Genomic DNA, 17,427 nt, shown 5'->3' with positions numbered 1-17,427 from the left:
GGCGGCGCGGCCCGCTCCGGCCCCGCAGCCGCCGGCCAACGAGAGCGGCCGCGAGACCGCGCGCCGCGGCCATCTGAGGGTGCTGACCTCCGACTGAGCACGGGTGCCGATAGGCTCCGTCCATGCCCGAATCCGCGACCCTCTCCCCGGACAACCTGCACGCCATCTTCAAGGCGTATGACGTTCGCGGCACCGTGGGGGACCAGCTCGACGAGGCGCTCGCCGAGCGCATCGGCGGCGCCTTCGTTGCCATCACCGGAGCCCCCACCGTCGTGGTGGGCTACGACATGCGCCCCTCCTCGCCCGGCCTGGCCGGCGCGTTCGCCCAGGGTGCTGCCGCAGCCGGCGCCGATGTGGTGATCATCGGGCTCGCCTCCACCGACCAGCTCTACTACGCCTCGGGCGCGCTCGGCCATGCCGGTGCGATGTTCACCGCGAGCCACAACCCGGCGGCGTACAACGGGATCAAGATGTGCCGCGCCGGGGCCGCGCCGATCGGCATGGAGACCGGTCTCGCCGAGATCCGCGACGCGGTGGCCACCGTGCACCGGGCCAGCCGGGTCGGCACGATCACCGAGACCGACGTCCTGGCCGGCTACGTGCAGCACCTGCACGGCCTGGTCGGCTGGGGTCCGCGCCAGCTCAAGGTCGTGATCGACGCCGGCAACGGGATGGCCGGCCTCACCGCGCCCGCCGTCTTCGCCGAGATGGGCGCCGTCGAGATGGTGCCGATGTACTTCGAGCTCGACGGCACGTTCCCCAACCACGAGGCGAACCCGATCGAGCCGGCCAACCTGGTCGACCTGCAGAAGCGCGTGCTCGCCGAGGGCGCCGACATCGGCCTCGCCTTCGACGGCGACGCGGACCGCTGCTTCCTGGTCGACGAGCGCGGCGAGCTGGTGACGCCGTCCACGCTGACCGGGTTGATCGCCGCCCGCGAGCTGGCGCGCGAGCCCGGCGCCACGATCATCCACAACCTGATCACCTCGCGCGCGGTCCCGCAGATCGTCACCGAGCTCGGCGGCACCCCGGTGCGCACCCGGGTCGGGCACTCCTACATCAAGGCGACGATGGCCGAGACCGGCGCCATCTTCGGCGGCGAGCACAGCGGCCACTTCTACTTCCGCGACTTCTGGAAGGCCGACTCCGGGATGCTGGCCGCGCTGCACGCGCTGGCCGCTCTCTCGGAGACCGACGGCACGCTCTCGGAGCTGCTGGCCGACTACGACCGGTTCGCCTCCTCGGGCGAGATCAACTCGACCGTGGCCGACCAGAGCGGCGTCGTCGAGGCGCTGGTCGAGGCCTGGTCGAGCCGTGACGGCGTCCAGGTGGACCGGCTCGACGGGCTCACCGTGGCGCACGAGGACTGGTGGTTCAACGTGCGCGCCTCGAACACCGAGCCACTGTTGCGCCTCAACGTCGAGGGACGCGACGATCAGACCATGGCCGGCATCCGCGACGAGGTGCTGGCCGAGATCCGGAGGGACGCCAAGTGAACATCGACTCCAAGCTGCTGGAGATCATCGTCTGCCCCGACTGCCGTGCCGGCCTCGAGCCGCAGGGCGAGGAGCTGGTCTGCCTCGGGTGCGGGCTCGCCTACCCGGTCCGCGACGACATCCCGGTGCTGCTGGTCGACGAGGCGCGTAGGCCTGGCTGATGGGCACCTGGTTCGACGAGTCCCGTCTCGACGGTGAGGCCGCGCAGTCCGATCCGGCGCTGCGTCACCTGGCCGAGTCGGGCGCCCGGGTGCGCCGGGCGGCGGGGGAGTCGGCCGAGGCCATCGAGGAGGCGTTGCTCCACAACCGCGATCAGCGTCCGCGCGCGGTGATCGCGGCCGGGCCGGACTCGCGCCTGCTGCGGGCCGTGCTCGAGCCCTGGTGCCCGGTGCCGTTCGTGGCCTGGCCCGGTCCGGGCCTGCCGGGATGGGCAGGGAGCCTCGACCTGGTGGTCATGCTCGCTCCCGAGCGCAGCGACCCGGCGGCCGCCTCCGCGGTCGCCGAGGCGGTGCGTCGCGGGTGTCAGGTGGTGATCGCCTGTGCGCCCGACTCGATGGTCGCCGAGCACGCCGCCGGCCGCTGGACCAGCGTGCTGCCGACCGGCGACGGCGACCAGCTCGCCACGGCGGTGGTGATGCTCGACTTCCTGCACCGCGCCGAGCTCGGCCCGGTCGCGGACGCCGAGGAGGTGGCCCGTGCGCTGGACGAGGTGGCGATCGCCTGTTCGCCGCACCGCGACCTCGCCGTCAACCCGGCCAAGATGCTGGCGATCGCCCTGGCCGATGCCAACCCCGTGGTCTGGGGCGGCTCGGTGCTGGCCGCACGCGCCGCACGTCGGATCGCGGAGTCGATCCGCCGCGCCACCGGCCGGGGCGCCCTGGCCGGCGACGCCGAGCACCTGGTGCCGGTGCTGCAGGCGACCGCACCCCGCAACGTCTTCGACGACCCGTTCGCCGAGGGCGCCGACGAGGCCCGCCCGGTGCTCGTCGTCCTCGACGACGGCAGCGACGACCCGGTGGTGCGCGAGCAGCGCGGCCACCTCCAGGCGGTCGCCGCCGAGCGCGGCGTCCGGGTGGAGACCGTGGAGACCACGGCCCGCACCGAGGTCGCCCGCTACGCCTCCCTGCACCTCAGCGGCAGCTACGCCGCCGCCTACCTCGGCTACGCCCTCGTCAGCGACTGAAACCCTGGCCGCCGTCCAACTTTCCGGATAGTCCCTGACGTTTTCGTGGTTTTTCGCGCCGAGAACCACGAAAACGTCAGGGACTATCCGGAGGGTCGCGGGTGGCCGACTACGCTGCGCGGTGTGAACGCAGAGCGGTGGGAGAAGCGATGAGTGGCGGTCTTTTTGCCCTGCTCGACGATGTGGCGGTGCTGGCCCGGATGGCGGCTGCCTCCATCGACGACGTCGCTGCGGCTGCGGGCAAGGCGACGGTGAAGTCGGCCGGCGTGGTCATCGACGACACCGCGGTGACGCCGCAGTACGTGCACGGCATCGCTGCCGAGCGCGAGCTGCCGATGATCAAGAGGATCGCGATGGGATCGGTGCGCAACAAGCTGCTGATCATCCTGCCGGCGGCGCTGATCCTCAACGCGTTCCTGCCCGGGCTGCTGCCGATCATCCTGATCCTGGGCGGTGGCTTCCTCGCCTTCGAGGGCGCGCACAAGGTCTGGCACCACTTCCTGCCGCACGACGAGCACCACGAGGAGGCCGCCACCGAGCTCGGCCCCGACGCCGAGCGGCAGATGGTCGCCGGTGCGGTGCGCACCGATCTGATCCTCTCGGCCGAGATCATGGTGATCGCGCTGGCCTCGGTCGCCTCGGAGAGCATCTGGACCCAGCTCGGCGTGCTGATCGTGGTCGCCCTGGTGATCACCGTCGCCGTCTACGGCGTGGTCGCCCTGATCGTCAAGATGGACGACGTCGGCCTCAGCCTCGCGCAGCGCACCCCGCAGCTGGCCAAGAGGGTGGGCCTGGCGCTGGTGGCCGGGATGCCCAAGCTGCTCACCGGGCTCTCCGTCGTGGGCACGGTCGCAATGCTCTGGGTGGGTGGCCACATCATGCTGGCCAACGTGCATGAGGCCGGTTGGTGGGACGCCCCCTACGACCTGGTGCACGACCTCGAGCACGAGATCGAGCACGCCGTCCACGGCGGCTTCGGTGCGGTCCTCGGCTGGCTGGCGAACACGGCCGTCTCGGCCGTGGTCGGATTCGTGGTGGGCTCGGTGATCGCCGGGCTGGTCAGCCTGTGGCCGAGCAAGGAGAAGCCGGCCGCCGGGCCGGCCACCCGCGCCGCCGCGCACTGACCTCCGCAGAATTGCCCGGCGGGCCGCGCCCGCTTGTAGTGTGGGCCACGGTCATGCGCGGGAGATCCCGTCGAAGCGCAGATGCGCCGCAGGCCGCACATCTTGTCTGAGGTGGATATTCATGGACTACAAGGTCAAGGACCTGACCCTCGCGGAGTTCGGCCGCAAGGAACTGACGCTCGCCGAGCACGAGATGCCCGGCCTGATGGCGATGCGCGCGCGCTACGGCGCCGAGCAGCCCCTCAAGGGAGCCCGGATCGCCGGCTCGCTGCACATGACGATCCAGACCGGCGTCCTGATCGAGACGCTGACCGCGCTCGGTGCTGACGTCCGCTGGGCGACCTGCAACATCTTCTCCACCCAGGACCACGCTGCGGCTGCGGTCGTCGTCGGCCCGAACGGGACCCCGGAGAACCCCCAGGGCACCCCCGTCTTCGCCTGGAAGGGCGAGACCCTCGCCGAGTACTGGGACGAGGCCGAGAAGGTCTTCGACTTCACCGACGCCGAGGGCAACAAGGTCGGCCCCAACATGCTGCTGGACGACGGCGGCGACATCACCCTGCTCGTGCACAAGGGTGTCGAGTTCGAGAAGGCCGGCGCGGTTCCCGGCCAGGACTCCACCGACAACGAGGAGTTCAAGGAGGTGCTGCGCGTCCTGGCCCGCTCGCTGGAGAACGACCCGCAGCGCTGGACCAACATCGCCAACGGCATCAAGGGCGTCACCGAGGAGACCACCACCGGTGTGCTGCGCCTCTACGACCGCTTCAAGGAGGGCTCGCTGCTCTTCCCGGCGATCAACGTCAACGACTCGGTCACCAAGTCGAAGTTCGACAACAAGTACGGCTGCCGCCACTCGCTGATCGACGGCATCAACCGAGGCACCGACGTGATGATCGCCGGCAAGACCGCCGTGGTCTGCGGCTACGGCGACGTCGGCAAGGGCTCGGCGGAGTCGCTGCGCGGCCAGGGCGCTCGGGTGATCATCACCGAGATCGACCCGATCTGCGCGCTGCAGGCGGCGATGGACGGCTACGAGGTCAAGCGCCTCGAGAGCGTCGTCGACTTCGCGGACATCTTCATCACCACGACCGGCAACTTCGACATCATCCGCGTCGAGCACTTCGAGCGGATGAAGAACCAGGCCATCGTCGGCAACATCGGCCACTTCGACAACGAGATCGACATGGCCGGCCTGGCCAAGATCCCGGGCATCGTCAAGGACGAGATCAAGCCGCAGGTCCACCAGTGGATCTTCGCCGACGGCAAGAAGGTCATCGTGCTCTCCGAGGGCCGCCTGCTGAACCTCGGCAACGCGACCGGTCACCCGTCCTTCGTGATGTCGAACTCCTTCACCAACCAGGTGCTGGCCCAGATCGAGCTCTTCACCAAGCTCGAGGAGTACCCGATCGGCGTCTACGTGCTGCCCAAGCACCTCGACGAGGAGGTCGCCCGGCTGCACCTCGACGCGATCGGCGTCGAGCTCACCGAGCTGAACCAGGCCCAGGCCGACTACCTCGGCGTCCCGGTCGAGGGTCCGTTCAAGTCGGAGCACTACCGGTACTGAGATAGCGGATGAATTCGATCGACAGCAAGGGGCGCATCCTCGTCGTTGACGACGATGCGTCCCTTGCCGAGATGCTCACCATCGTGTTGCGCCAGGAGGGCTTCGACTCCCAGGTGTGCACCCGCGGGGACCGCGCGGTCGCGGAGTTCCGCGACTACAAGCCGGACCTCGTGCTGCTCGATCTGATGCTGCCCGGCAAGGACGGCATCGACGTGTGCAAGGAGATCCGCGCCGAGTCCGGCGTGCCGATCGTGATGCTCACCGCGAAGGGCGACACCATCGATGTGGTCGTCGGCCTGGAGTCGGGTGCCGACGACTACGTGGTCAAGCCGTTCAAGCCCAAGGAGCTGATCGCCCGGATCCGCGCGCGGGTCCGCCGTCTCGACCAGCCGGTGCAGGAGAGCCTGACCATCGCCGACCTGGTGATCGACGTCGCCGGGCATGCGGTCACCCGCGCCGGCCAGGCGATCAACCTGACCCCGCTGGAGTTCGACCTCCTGGTCTGCCTGGCCCGCAAGCCCTGGCAGGTCTTCACCCGTGAGGTGCTGCTGGAGCAGGTCTGGGGCTACCGCCATGCCGCGGACACCCGCCTGGTCAACGTGCACGTGCAGCGACTGCGCTCCAAGATCGAGCACGACCCCGAGAACCCCGAGGTCGTGGTGACCGTCCGCGGCGTCGGCTACAAGGCCGGGACGTCGAGCTAGCGCCGATGCCGCGGCGAAGCGTCTCCTCCACCGTACGGCGCGGCCTCACCTTCTGGCGGCGCTCGGTGCAGGCGCGCGTGGTGGCCAGCACCGTGCTGCTGTCTGCCATCGTGGTGGGTGTGGTCGGTTGGTTCCTGCTGCAACAGACGCGCGACGGCCTGGTCGATGCGCGGGTCGACCGCGCGGTCGCGGAGGCCACCGACGAGACCAACCAGGCCCGCACCCGACTGGCGGCGCTGCCCGGAACCGACGACGACGTCTCCACCCAGCTGCGCCAGCTGGCCGACCCGATCCTGCAGCGTGCCGAGGTGCGGGGCTTCTCGGTGGTGCTGGCCGGTCCGGTCACCGAGGAGCCCATCGACGTCGCGAGTGCCGGGGCGCGCTACTCCACGGACCTCGACCTGGACAGCGTGCCCGCGTCGCTGAGCGCGCACTTCACCGAGTCCCTGGACCCGGCCTGGACCTTCACCACGATGCGCTACGTCGACGATGCGGACCGCCCCGAGATCGCGGGCGTCGCGGTCGCCTCGGCGATCCAGCTGCCCGCCGACGGCAAGTACTACACGCTCTACTACCTCTTCCCGATGCAGCAGGAGGAGGACACCCTGGCGCTGGTCTCCCGGGCGCTGCTGACCGCGGGCGGTCTGCTGCTGGTGCTGGTCGCCGGCCTGACCTGGCTGGTCACCCGCCAGGTGGTCACCCCGATCCGGATGGCCCGGCGTACCGCCGAGCGGCTGGCGGCCGGCCACCTGGAGGAGCGGATGTGGGTGCGTGGCCACGACGACATCGCGCGCCTGGCCACCTCGTTCAACCAGATGGCCTCCAGCCTGCAACGCCAGATCCGCCAGCTCGAGGAGCTGTCGCGGGTGCAGCGGCGCTTCACCTCCGATGTCTCCCACGAGCTGCGGACGCCGCTGACCACGGTGCGGATGGCCGGCGACGTCCTGCACGACGCCCGCAACGAGTTCGACCCGGTCACCGCGCGTGCCGCCGAGCTGTTGCAGACCGAGCTCGACCGCTTCGAGGGACTGCTCAGCGATCTGCTGGAGATCAGCCGCTTCGACGCCGGCGCCGCCGCACTCGAGCTCGACGACATCAACCTGATCGACGTCGCGCACCGCGTCGTCGACATCACCCGTGGCCTCGCCGAGCAGCGGGGGATGACCGTCACCGTGCAGGCGCTGCGCGAGCCGGTGCTGGCCGAGGCCGACACCCGCCGGGTCGAGCGGATCGTGCGCAACCTGGTCAGCAATGCGATCGACCACGCCGACTCCGGCCCGATCGTGGTGCTGGTCAACGGCGACGACCACGCCGCCGCGATCGCCGTCCGCGACCACGGGGTGGGGCTGGCTCCCGGCGAGGCAGCGCTGGTCTTCAACCGCTTCTGGCGCGCCGACCCGGCCCGCGCCCGCACCAGCGGCGGCACCGGGCTGGGGTTGGCGATCTCGCTCGAGGACACCCACCTGCATGGGGGCTGGCTGCAGGCCTGGGGCCAGCCCGGCCAGGGCGCGCAGTTCCGGCTGACCCTGCCCCGGCGGGCCGGGCAGCCGCTGCGGCATAGTCCGATCCCGCTGGTCCCCGACGACGTGGAGGCGCTATGAGACGCCTCTCTGCCCCGGTCGCCGTGCTGGTCCTGCTGCTCTGCGCGGCGTGCGTCAGCCTGCCCACCGACGGCAAGGTCCGGGTCACCGAGGAGAGCGCGGACGCGCGGCCCGACACCGGATTCCCGTACAACCCGCGGCCGCCCCAGGAGGGGGAGACGCCGGCGGAGATCGTGCGCCACTTCCTGGACGCGATGACCGCGAACCCGATCTCCACGGCGGTGGCGCGCGAGTTCCTCACCGCCGAGGAGCGCCAGTCGTGGCGCCCGGACGAGGCGATGCTGACCTACGCGGACCTGACCACCCCGCTCGGCGGCTCCACGGTCGAGGTGAACCTGCTCGGCGGGCACCGCCTCGACGGTCGCGGTGCCTGGCAGGGCGCCCTCAGCGCGGACGACGCCCGGTTGCGCTTCACGATGGCCAGCGAGGACGGCGAGTGGCGGATCGCCGAGGCACCCGACGCGATGATCGTGCCGGACTCCTGGTTCGCCGACCGCTACACGCAGGCGTCGCTCTTCTTCTTCGATCCGACCGGCACGATCCTGGTCCCGGAGCCGGTCTTCGTGCCGCGCGGGGACCAGCTCGCCACCGCCCTGGTCTCGGGCCTGCTGCGCGGCCCGGTGGCACGCCATGCGGACGTCACCCAGACCTTCATCCCGCGTGGCCTCAAGGTCGACTTCTCCATCCCGGTCCCGCAGGACGGCCTCGCCGAGGTGGCGCTGACCGGCGAGGCGCCCACCTTCGACGCCGACACCCTGGAGCTGCTGACCGCGCAGGTCGCCTGGACCCTGCGCCAGGACCCGTCCATCGAGCGGTTCCGGATCACCCTCAACGGCAACCCGGTCACCGGCACGGGCGTGCGCTCGGACGTCGACACCTCGATCGCCGAGGTCTTCGACCCTGCCGTGCGCGACAGCTGGCTTGCTCCCTTCGCGTTGCTCAAGGGGCGGCTGGTCTCGGTCAACGCCTCCGGCGCGCAGCCCCTGGACGGGCCGTTCGGGGTCCGTGACTACGGCCTGCGCTCGATCGGCGTGGACCTGGACGCCGAGCGGGTCGCCGGGATCACCGACGACGGCAGCACCGCGCTGCTCGGCCAGGTCGAGAGCGGTGGCGAGGCAGGCACCGTGCTGCAGGGGGCGAGCAACCTGCTGAAGCCCGCCTGGGACCACAACGGCGCGCTCTGGCTGCTGGACGCCGCGCCCGCGGGGGCGCAGGTGCGGGTGCTGGTCGGCAACCGGCTGCGCACGGTCGAGGTGCCCGGCGTGAGCGGGGAGCGGGTGGTCGACTTCCTGGTCAGCCGCGACGGCTCGCGTCTGGTCGCGATCGTGGCCGGGGCCGGCGGTGACCGGGTCGTGGTCAGCCGCCTGGCCCGGCGCGGTGCCCGGATCCGTGGCGTCGGCGGCGGCTCGGTCTGGAACGAGCCCGGCGAGAAGCTCGACCTGCGCGCCCTGGCCTGGCGGACCCCGACCGAGGTCCTGGTGGCCCGGGCGATCACCCGCGACCTGACCCAGGTCACCCGCCGATCGGTGGACGGCTCCACCGCACTCTCCACCGGCGACGTCGCCTCGGAGCTGGTCCGCGACCGGGTCACCGGCCTGGTCTCCGCTCCGCTCTCCGGCTACCCGGCCTGGGCGGTGGGCACGGACGGCCAGGTGCATCTGGTCGCCTCGCGCGAGGACGGCTTCGTGCCGTCCGCGCAGCTGCGGGCGCTGGCCTACGTCGGATAGGACGAGTCCCCGGGCGTGTCTCCACAGCCGGGCATCGGCGTCTTGTCCGGTCTCGGCCCGGGTGGTGTGCTGGCCCGATGCGCGCCGTCCTCGCCGACCTCTTCGCGGGTGCCTCCTGCCCGGGCTGCGCGACCCCCGGCGAGCTGCCGTGCCGGGCATGCGGGGCCCGGCTGCGCGGGCGCACCGGGCCGGTTCCGGGGGTGCCCGGGGCGTGCAGTGCCGGAGCGTACGAGGGCCTGCTGCGCCAGCTGGTGCTCGGTCACAAGGAGCGGCGCCAGTTCGGGTTGCGGGCTCTGCTCGGCGAGCTGCTGGCCGATGCGGCGGCGGCACTCGCCGGCGAGGTGCCGGGCCAGCGCCTGCTCCTGGTGCCGGTGCCGTCGCGCGCGGCCGCCGTCCGGGCCCGTGGCTACGACCCGACCCGCGTGCTCACCCGTCGGGCGGCTGCGGCCTTGCAGGGCAAGGGGATCGCGGCCGATGCGGTGTCGCTGCTCCGGGTGCGCCAAGTGCGCGACCAGGCCGGCCTGAGCCGCGTCGAACGGGCGGAGAACCTGGCCGGCGCGATGGCATGCCGGGCCTCGGGGCTGGCGCGGCTGCGCGGCACCGCCGCCTGGGCGGTGGTCTGCGATGACGTGGTGACCACCGGTGCGACGGCCGCCGAGGCGTGTCGGGCACTGCGCGCCGTCGGCGTGGGAGTGCTCGGGGTGGCGGCGGTCGCGCACACTCCGCAGACGACGCCACACCCGTTGTCCGGGTGAACGCTGGAAAAGCAGCAGGCAACCGACTAGCGTCTGGTCATGGAGTCCGTCCGGGTCCGTGGTTGCGTCGTTCTCAGTAGTTCGGCGTCCGCAGCCCTCGCGTCGCGCGAGGTGGTGCGGGAGCCGGTCGAGGGTGGACGGCAAGCCGATGCCAGTCGCAGGCGAAACGGTCCACGTAAGTCCCCTCGGGGACGATCACGGTGCGGCTTAGAAGTAAGTCCTGCCCCGTCGCCGACATCAGATATGCCGGCGCAGCGGGAGAAGGCGGGTAGTGGCAAGAAGCTGCGAGAGCCTCAGCAGGCGGCTGTGGGGTCGAAGACCAGGTCGGCCGGACGGACTCCATCTCATCGTCCGGCGTCCGCGTTGCGGAACGCCGGCGGCATGGTGACACCAACCAATTGCACGGGAGGTCTACATGGACGTTGTGGTGAGCGCTCGACAGTGCGAGGTGACCGAGAGGTTCCGCAGCCACGTTGAGGAGAAGCTGTCCCGACTCGAGAAGCATGACCAACGCATCATCCGGGTCCAGGTCGAGGTCAGCAACGAACGCAACCCCCGTCAGGCGGATCGCGCGGTCCGCGTCGAACTCACCGCCTTCTCCAAGGGGCCGGTGATCCGCGCAGAGGCAGCGGCCGAGGACAAGATGGGCGCGCTCGACCTCGCGATGGACAAGATGGCATCGCAGTTGCGCAAGGCGGCCGATCGTCGCCGCGTGCACCGCGGCCGCCACACCCCGGTCTCCGTGGGCCAGGCACTGGCCAACGTCGCGGCACCCGTCGTCGAGGAGGACGACGTCGTGCCCGAGCGGCAGGTCGGCCCGATCACGGTGAGCGGCGACGGCCCGCTCGTGGTGCGCGAGAAGACGCACCCGGCCGTGAGCATGACCCTCGACCAGGCCCTCTACGAGATGGAGCTGGTCGGGCACGACTTCTACCTGTTCGTCGACAAGGAGAGTGAACGGCCCAGCGTGGTCTATCGCCGCAAGGGATATGACTACGGAGTGATCTCTTTGGACCTCATGTCCTGATAGTCCATGGCACGGACGGGCCGCTCTGCAGTGCGACAGAGATGGCCCGTTCGTGCCATGATGAGCCCGTGACTGATAGCGACGCGACCGCCGAGGCGGTGAGGGTCCTGGTCGTCGATGACCAGGAGCTCTTCCGACGGGGCCTGACCATGTTGTTGGGCGTGGAGCCCGGCATCGAGGTCGTCGGTGAGGCGGGCGACGGTATCGAGGGCACCGACCTGGCGGCGCTGACCGCGCCCGACGTCGTCCTGCTCGACGTCCGGATGCCCAAGCGCTCCGGCATCGAGGCCTGCGTGGCGATCAAGGAGGCCGTGCCGGCCTCGAAGATCATCATGCTCACCGTCTCCGACGAGGAGGCCGACCTCTACGAGGCGGTCAAGAGCGGTGCCTCCGGCTACCTGCTCAAGGACTCCTCGATCGACGAGGTGGCCCAGGCCGTGCGCGTCGTCGCCGACGGCCAGTCGCTGATCAGCCCGTCGATGGCGGTCAAGCTGATCGACGAGTTCAAGCAGATGACCAAGCCGGAGCGGGACCAGGTCCCGGGTCTGCGCCTGACCGAGCGCGAGCTCGAGGTGCTGCGCCTGGTGGCGCGCGGCATGAACAACCGTGAGATCGCGCGCGAGCTGTTCATCAGCGAGAACACCGTGAAGAACCACGTGCGCAACATCTTGGAGAAGCTCCAGCTGCACTCGCGGATGGAGGCCGTCATGTACGCGGTCCGCGAGAAGCTGCTCGACATCCCGTGATCGGTCGCGCCACGATGGCGCCATGACGTCGTCGCTGAGCCTGGCCCAGGCACGCCGGATCGCCCTGGCCGCCCAGGGCTTCGCCGATGCCCCGCACGCCCGGCCCACGATGCGCACCTTCGAGCGCACCCTGGCGCGCACCGGCGTCCTGCAGATCGACTCGGTCAACGTGCTGCAACGCGCGCACTACATGCCGCTGTACGCGCGGATGGGCCCCTACGACGTCGACCTGCTGCACCGTGCGGCGCAGTCGCGACCGCGCCGGGTGCTGGAGTACTGGGCGCACGTTGCCGCCTTCATGCCGGTCGACCTGTGGCCGCTGATGCAGCACCGGATGGCGCGCGCGCACCTCGACGCCTGGGGCGGCCCGCGCTCGATCGCGGAGGAGAACCCGGCGCTGGTGAAGGACGTGCTCGACGACGTCCGCCGGCACGGTCCGCGCTCGGCGCGCGAGATCGATGCGGACCTGACCGGTGGCCTGGACCGGGCCAAGGAGCACTGGGGCTGGAACTGGTCGGAGGTCAAGAAGGCCCTGGAGTACCTCTTCTATGCCGGTGAGATCACCGTGGCTGCCCGCAACGGGCAGTTCGAGCGGCTCTACGACGTGCCCGAGCGGGTGGTGCCGGCCGCGATCCTCGACGCCCCGACCCCGGAGCCGGCCGAGGCCCACCGCGAGCTGGTGCGCCGGGCGGCGCGCAGCCACGGCGTCGCCTCCGAGCAGTGCCTGCGCGACTACTACCGGATGGGCGTCGCCGAGACCCGCGCCGCGCTGGGCGACCTGGTGGATGCCGGCGAGCTGGAGCCGGTCCGGGTCGAGGGCTGGAGCCGGCCCGCGTACCTGCACCGCGACGCGCGCGTGCCGCGCCGGATCGCCGCCGCCACCCTGCTCTCCCCGTTCGACCCGATCGTGTGGGAGCGCGCGCGCACCGAGGCGCTCTTCGACTTCCGCTACCGGATCGAGATCTACGTCCCGGCGCCGCAGCGGGTGCACGGCTACTACGTGCTCCCGTTCCTGCTGGGGGAGCGGCTGGCCGCCCGCGTCGACCTCAAGGCCGACCGCGCCGGGCGGCGGCTGCTGGTGCTCGGAGCCTTCGCCGAGCCCACGGCACCGGCCCACACCGCGGAGGCGTTGGCCGCCGAGCTGCGGCGGCTCGCGGGCTGGCTGGAGCTGGACGACGTGAGCGTGCGCGGGAACGGGGATCTGGCCCCAGCGCTTGCCGCTGCGCTGTAGCGTCGGTCCCGGGTTTCCGGGAGGGGTGGGACGCTGACCACGCCGCGGGTAGCATTGCCGAGGTTCTGGACTTCCCAGCCATCCGCCACGCGAACAGGGAGCGAGCTCGTGCCTTCCATCCTCGACAAGATCCTCCGCATCGGAGAGGGCAAGATCCTCCGAGAGCTCGAGGCCATCGCCAAGGCGGTCAATGCCATCGAGGACGACTTCGTCGCGATGAGCGATGAGGAGCTTCGCGGCCAGACCGAGGAGTTCAAGAAGCGCTTGGCCGAGGGCGAGACCCTCGATGACATCATGCCGGAGGCGTTCGCCACCGTGCGCGAGGCCGCCAAGCGCGTGATCGGCCAGCGTCACTACGACGTGCAGATCATGGGCGGCGCCGCCCTGCACAAGGGCAACATCGCCGAGATGAAGACCGGTGAGGGCAAGACCCTGGTCGCCACCCTGCCGTCGTACCTCAACGCGCTCGCCGACCAGGGCGTGCACGTGGTCACCGTCAACGACTACCTGGCCAAGTTCCAGTCCGAGATGATGGGCCGCATCCATCACTTCCTGGGCCTGACCACCGGCGTGATCCTGCCGAGCATGACCCCCGACGAGCGGCGCGCGGCGTACAACTGCGACATCACCTACGCCACCAACAACGAGCTGGGCTTCGACTACCTGCGCGACAACATGGCCTCGAGCATCGACCGCTGCGTGCAGCGCGGTCACGGCTTCGCCATCGTCGACGAGGTCGACTCCATCCTGATCGACGAGGCGCGCACCCCGCTGATCATCTCCGGCCCGACCCAGGACGAGGTCCGCTGGTACGCCGAGTTCGCCAAGATCGCGAACACGATGGAGCGCGAGAAGGACTACGAGGTCGACGAGAAGAAGCGCACCGTCTCCGCTCTGGAGGGCGCGATCTCGAAGGTCGAGAACTACCTCGGCATCGACAACCTCTACGACTCGGTCAACACGCCGCTGATCTCGTTCATGAACAACTCGATCAAGGCCAAGGAGCTCTTCCACCGCGACAAGGAGTACGTGGTGATGAGCGGCGAGGTGAAGATCGTCGACGAGCACACCGGCCGCATCCTCGACGGCCGCCGCTACAACGACGGCCTGCACCAGGCGATCGAGGCCAAGGAGGGCGTGACCGTCCGCGAGGAGTACCAGACCCTCGCCTCGATCACCCTGCAGAACTACTTCCGCATGTACAAGAAGCTCTCGGGCATGACCGGTACCGCGATGACCGAGGCCTCGGAGTTCGACAAGATCTACGACCTCGGCGTGGTGCCGATCCCGACCAACAAGCCGGCCCTGCGCGTCGACCAGGCGGACCTGGTCTACCGCACCGAGGAGGCGAAGTACGACGCCGTCGTCGCCGACATCGCCGAGCGCAACAAGGCCGGTCAGCCGGTGCTGATCGGCACCGTCTCGGTCGAGAAGTCCGAGCTGCTCTCGGGCCTGCTGAAGAAGAAGGGCGTCCCGCACACCGTGCTGAACGCCAAGCAGCACGAGTCCGAGGCGAAGGTCGTCGCCCTGGCCGGTCACAAGGGCGCGGTCACCGTGGCCACCAACATGGCCGGTCGTGGTACCGACATCATGCTCGGTGGATCGGTCGAGTTCCTGGCCGACGAGGAGCTGCGCAAGAAGGGCCTCGACCCGGTCGAGACCAGCGACGAGTACGAGGCCGCATGGCCCGGCGCCGTCGAGCGCTTCAAGGCCCAGGTCGCCACCGAGCACGACGAGGTCAAGGAGCTCGGCGGCCTCTACGTTGTCGGCACCGAGCGCCACGAGTCTCGCCGCATCGACAACCAGCTGCGTGGTCGCTCCGGCCGTCAGGGCGACCCGGGCGAGTCCCGGTTCTACCTGTCGCTGCAGGACGAGCTCATGCGCCTGTTCAAGTCCGACTGGGTGGACCGCGTGCTCACCGTGCTCAAGGTTCCGGACGACGTCCCGATCGAGAACAAGCGGGTCACCGGCGCGATCGCGAACGCCCAGGGCCAGATCGAGTCGCAGAACTTCGAGTCCCGCAAGAACGTGCTGAAGTACGACGACGTGATGGACCGCCAGCGCAAGGTGATCTACGACGAGCGCCGCCGCGTGCTCGAGGGCGCCGACCTCGGCGAGCAGATCCACACCTTCATCGACGACGTCATCGACGGCTACGTCAACGGCGCGACCGAGGGCTTCGCGGAGGAGTGGGACCTCGACGCGCTCTGGACGGCGCTCAAGCAGCTCTATCCGATCACCCTGCGTCACCAGGACGTGGTGGACCAGGCCGGCGGCATCGCCGCGCTGGGCCGCTCCGAGCTGGCCGAGATCCTGAAGAAGGACGCGCAGGCCGCCTACGCGGCCCGTGAGGCCGAGCTGGGCGAGGAGAACACCCGCGACCTCGAGCGTCGCGTGGTGCTCTCGGTGCTCGACCGCAAGTGGCGCGACCACCTCTACGAGATGGACTACCTGCGCGAGGGCATCTACCTGCGTGCCTACAGCCAGCGCGACCCGCTCGTGGAGTACCAGCGCGAGGGCTTCGACATGTTCGGCGCGATGATGGACGGCATCAAGGAGGAGGCTGTCGGCTTCCTGTTCAACCTCGAGGTCGAGATCGTCGAGGCGGATGAGGACGAGCTGGTGCTGGAGGGCGACGGCGAGGTCGAGGAGACCCCGGGGCACACCCACATCCACGCCAAGGGCCTCGAAGGCGCCCAGGAGCCGCAGCGGCTGACCTACTCCGGACCGGACGAGGACGGCGAGCCGGAGACGGCGGGCACCGGCACGGTGACCAACGCCGACGACCCGTTCGCCGGCATCGGCCGCAACGAGGACTGCCCCTGTGGCTCGGGCAAGAAGTTCAAGAAGTGCCACGGCGCTCCGAACGGCCCGACCGGCCTGACCACGCGGGTCAACGGCTGATCGCTCCCTGACGCACGGCTTCCGAGAAGGTCGCCGGACGCTCGCTCTCACCCGAATCTGATCTGGGTGCACTGCCAGCGGCCGGCGACCTTCTCCATGCGTGCGGCGACGCAGCGGCTGCGCGAGGCGTGACGGACCACGGCGCAGACCTCGACCCGGTCGGTGGCCAGGAAGCAGGAGTGCACGCTGGAGACCACCAGCCGGGCGTTGACCCGGCGGGCGCGCAGCAGCCCCGGTGCGCTGCCGGCCGCGGCGGCGACGGTCTCGGCGCGGGCGGCGATCTCTTCGTGGATCTCCGGGGTCGTCCAGCGGACCAGCTGAGAGACCGGCCGCTCGCCGAGGATGGTCTCGACGCAGGCCTGGACGAAGGCGTTGGCCCACCGGTGCAGCTCGGCGCGCAGGGCCGGGCTGACCCGGATCGCGTCGGCGCCGTGCGGCATCGGCGGCCCGGCCCCGTCCGGCTCCGCGGTGGCGACGCGCAGCACGGCGGGCGCCGGCGGTGGGGCGAGCGGTGTGGGCAGGACGAGGGCGAGCGTTCCCTGGAGCGCGGTGGCCTGCTCGGCGAGCGCGACCGCGCGGCGGTGCGCGCGGCGCGGGGTCAGATCGGCGCTCATGACCGCAGCTCCTGGCCGGGGCGGATCAGGTCGGGGTCGTCCCCGATCACGGCCCGGTTGACCCGCCAGAGCCGGTCGGCCTCCTGGCCGATCTGCTCCGGGGTCGCGGAGCGGGGCAGCGAGCGGGCCGCGATCCGCCACAGGGTGTCGCCGCCCCGCACGGTCACCGCTGCCTCGGGCGGTGGCGCCGCTGGGTCAGGCATGGGCGGCGCGGTGAGCGGCAGCTCGGGAAGCGGGAGGCCGGCGACGGCGCTGCGCGGCGTGAACGGACCTGCGGTGCTCGGGTCGGGGTGGCCGGCCTGTGCCGGCAGGGGAGCGGCGGCGAGCAGCGTGCCGCAGCCGAGCAGCACCAGGCTGCGCAGCCAACGCGGAGCCGGGACGCGGCTGCTCCCGCCGCGGGCGGCGTCGACGACGAGCAGCGTGCTCAGCAGCCACAGCCAGCAGACCCCACCCGCGATCACCAGGTGAGCGGCTGCCACCACGAGCTGGTCGGGCAGCGGCGGGGAGGGTGTGCCGTCGAGGCTGCGCAGGGTGGCCCAGACGGCGGGCCGGCTCGGCAGGCTGGTGCCGAGGGCGACCGCGGCCAGTGCCGTCGCAGCGGCCCAGGTGGCCAGGCAGCGCAGGCGCACCCGAGCCGAGGTCGAAGTGGTGATCGCGTCATCCCGAGCTGACATGGCCAATACCTTCGTTTGCGTGTGTTTGCGTCAGTCAACGTCTGGTTGCACGCGTTGTCAATCAGTTCTCCACAGGT

15 protein-coding genes are annotated in these 17,427 nt (G+C 70.7%); 13 read left to right on the top strand and 2 right to left on the bottom strand.

The genetic code is table 11. From position 1 onward, the window contains the following. Positions 1 to 122 precede the first annotated feature (122 nt). From ABD151_RS14270 to secA, 13 genes are all read left to right on the top strand, one after another. Positions 123 to 1,496: a phosphomannomutase/phosphoglucomutase gene (locus ABD151_RS14270; RefSeq protein WP_343995432.1), complete on the top strand. Its 1,374-nt coding sequence runs from the start codon at positions 123 to 125 to the stop codon at positions 1,494 to 1,496. Then, positions 1,493 to 1,657, top strand: coding sequence for a Trm112 family protein (locus ABD151_RS14265; RefSeq protein WP_425571921.1), 165 nt, complete (start codon positions 1,493 to 1,495; stop codon positions 1,655 to 1,657). The genes ABD151_RS14270 and ABD151_RS14265 overlap by 4 nt, the downstream gene beginning before the upstream one ends. After that, positions 1,657 to 2,679, top strand: a complete 1,023-nt coding sequence (locus ABD151_RS14260) for an SIS domain-containing protein (RefSeq protein WP_343995431.1) — start codon at positions 1,657 to 1,659, stop codon at positions 2,677 to 2,679. The genes ABD151_RS14265 and ABD151_RS14260 overlap by 1 nt, the downstream gene beginning before the upstream one ends. Positions 2,680 to 2,828: 149 nt before the next feature. After that, positions 2,829 to 3,803: a DUF808 domain-containing protein gene (locus ABD151_RS14255; protein ID WP_343995430.1), complete on the top strand. Its 975-nt coding sequence runs from the start codon at positions 2,829 to 2,831 to the stop codon at positions 3,801 to 3,803. A 121-nt stretch (positions 3,804 to 3,924) separates the two neighbouring features. Continuing rightward, positions 3,925 to 5,367, top strand: coding sequence for an adenosylhomocysteinase (gene ahcY, locus ABD151_RS14250; protein ID WP_343995429.1), 1,443 nt, complete (start codon positions 3,925 to 3,927; stop codon positions 5,365 to 5,367). A gap of 8 nt (positions 5,368 to 5,375) precedes the next feature. Beyond that, positions 5,376 to 6,071, top strand: coding sequence for an MtrAB system response regulator MtrA (gene mtrA / locus ABD151_RS14245; protein ID WP_343995428.1), 696 nt, complete (start codon positions 5,376 to 5,378; stop codon positions 6,069 to 6,071). A 5-nt stretch (positions 6,072 to 6,076) separates the two neighbouring features. Then, entirely contained in the window at positions 6,077 to 7,672 is a 1,596-nt protein-coding gene (gene mtrB, locus ABD151_RS14240) for an MtrAB system histidine kinase MtrB (protein WP_343995427.1), read from the top strand. Then, on the top strand, positions 7,669 to 9,399 hold the full coding sequence (locus ABD151_RS14235) for an LpqB family beta-propeller domain-containing protein (protein ID WP_343995426.1): 1,731 nt from the start codon (positions 7,669 to 7,671) through the stop codon (positions 9,397 to 9,399). The genes mtrB and ABD151_RS14235 overlap by 4 nt, the downstream gene beginning before the upstream one ends. Before the next feature lie 77 nt (positions 9,400 to 9,476). Next, positions 9,477 to 10,154 carry a ComF family protein gene (locus tag ABD151_RS14230; protein ID WP_343995425.1) on the top strand — a complete coding sequence of 226 codons (678 nt, stop codon included), beginning with the start codon at positions 9,477 to 9,479 and terminating at the stop codon, positions 10,152 to 10,154. Positions 10,155 to 10,569: 415 nt separating this feature from the next. After that, entirely contained in the window at positions 10,570 to 11,181 is a 612-nt protein-coding gene (gene hpf / locus ABD151_RS14225) for a ribosome hibernation-promoting factor, HPF/YfiA family (protein ID WP_343995424.1), read from the top strand. A gap of 68 nt (positions 11,182 to 11,249) precedes the next feature. After that, a complete protein-coding gene (locus ABD151_RS14220) occupies positions 11,250 to 11,927 on the top strand; it encodes a response regulator (RefSeq protein WP_343995423.1) in 678 nt (225 codons plus the stop codon). Positions 11,928 to 11,949: 22 nt separating this feature from the next. After that, on the top strand, positions 11,950 to 13,158 hold the full coding sequence (locus ABD151_RS14215) for a winged helix-turn-helix domain-containing protein (protein WP_343995422.1): 1,209 nt from the start codon (positions 11,950 to 11,952) through the stop codon (positions 13,156 to 13,158). 108 nt (positions 13,159 to 13,266) lie between these two features. After that, a complete protein-coding gene (gene secA / locus ABD151_RS14210) occupies positions 13,267 to 16,062 on the top strand; it encodes a preprotein translocase subunit SecA (RefSeq protein ID WP_343995421.1) in 2,796 nt (931 codons plus the stop codon). A 47-nt stretch (positions 16,063 to 16,109) separates the two neighbouring features. On the opposite strand, the gene ABD151_RS14205 is transcribed toward secA, so the two are convergent. Continuing rightward, a complete protein-coding gene (locus ABD151_RS14205; RefSeq protein WP_343995420.1) occupies positions 16,110 to 16,676 on the bottom strand; it encodes an Rv3235 family protein in 567 nt (188 codons plus the stop codon). Then, the gene (locus tag ABD151_RS14200; RefSeq protein ID WP_343995419.1) at positions 16,673 to 17,350 is read right to left on the bottom strand and encodes a LysM peptidoglycan-binding domain-containing protein; all 678 of its coding nucleotides are present in this window, start codon (positions 17,348 to 17,350) and stop codon (positions 16,673 to 16,675) included. Before ABD151_RS14200 ends, ABD151_RS14205 begins: the two co-directional genes overlap by 4 nt. Positions 17,351 to 17,427: the final 77 nt, after the last annotated feature.

The sequence above is a fragment of the Nocardioides dubius genome, from assembly GCF_039528155.1.
Classification (GTDB): domain Bacteria; phylum Actinomycetota; class Actinomycetes; order Propionibacteriales; family Nocardioidaceae; genus Nocardioides; species Nocardioides dubius.
Note: the sequence above shows the minus strand (reverse complement) of the source record. Positions and strands in the feature narration are given on the sequence as shown.

Coding starts and splice junctions, on each gene's coding strand:
- ABD151_RS14270 (WP_343995432.1), top strand. CDS start 123: ATGCCCGAATCCGCGACCCTCTCCCCGGACAACCTGCACGCCATCTTC.
- ABD151_RS14260 (WP_343995431.1), top strand. CDS start 1,657: ATGGGCACCTGGTTCGACGAGTCCCGTCTCGACGGTGAGGCCGCGCAG.
- ABD151_RS14255 (WP_343995430.1), top strand. CDS start 2,829: ATGAGTGGCGGTCTTTTTGCCCTGCTCGACGATGTGGCGGTGCTGGCC.
- ahcY (WP_343995429.1), top strand. CDS start 3,925: ATGGACTACAAGGTCAAGGACCTGACCCTCGCGGAGTTCGGCCGCAAG.
- mtrA (WP_343995428.1), top strand. CDS start 5,376: ATGAATTCGATCGACAGCAAGGGGCGCATCCTCGTCGTTGACGACGAT.
- mtrB (WP_343995427.1), top strand. CDS start 6,077: ATGCCGCGGCGAAGCGTCTCCTCCACCGTACGGCGCGGCCTCACCTTC.
- ABD151_RS14235 (WP_343995426.1), top strand. CDS start 7,669: ATGAGACGCCTCTCTGCCCCGGTCGCCGTGCTGGTCCTGCTGCTCTGC.
- ABD151_RS14230 (WP_343995425.1), top strand. CDS start 9,477: ATGCGCGCCGTCCTCGCCGACCTCTTCGCGGGTGCCTCCTGCCCGGGC.
- hpf (WP_343995424.1), top strand. CDS start 10,570: ATGGACGTTGTGGTGAGCGCTCGACAGTGCGAGGTGACCGAGAGGTTC.
- ABD151_RS14215 (WP_343995422.1), top strand. CDS start 11,950: ATGACGTCGTCGCTGAGCCTGGCCCAGGCACGCCGGATCGCCCTGGCC.
- ABD151_RS14205 (WP_343995420.1), bottom strand. CDS start 16,676: ATGAGCGCCGATCTGACCCCGCGCCGCGCGCACCGCCGCGCGGTCGCG.
- ABD151_RS14200 (WP_343995419.1), bottom strand. CDS start 17,350: ATGTCAGCTCGGGATGACGCGATCACCACTTCGACCTCGGCTCGGGTG.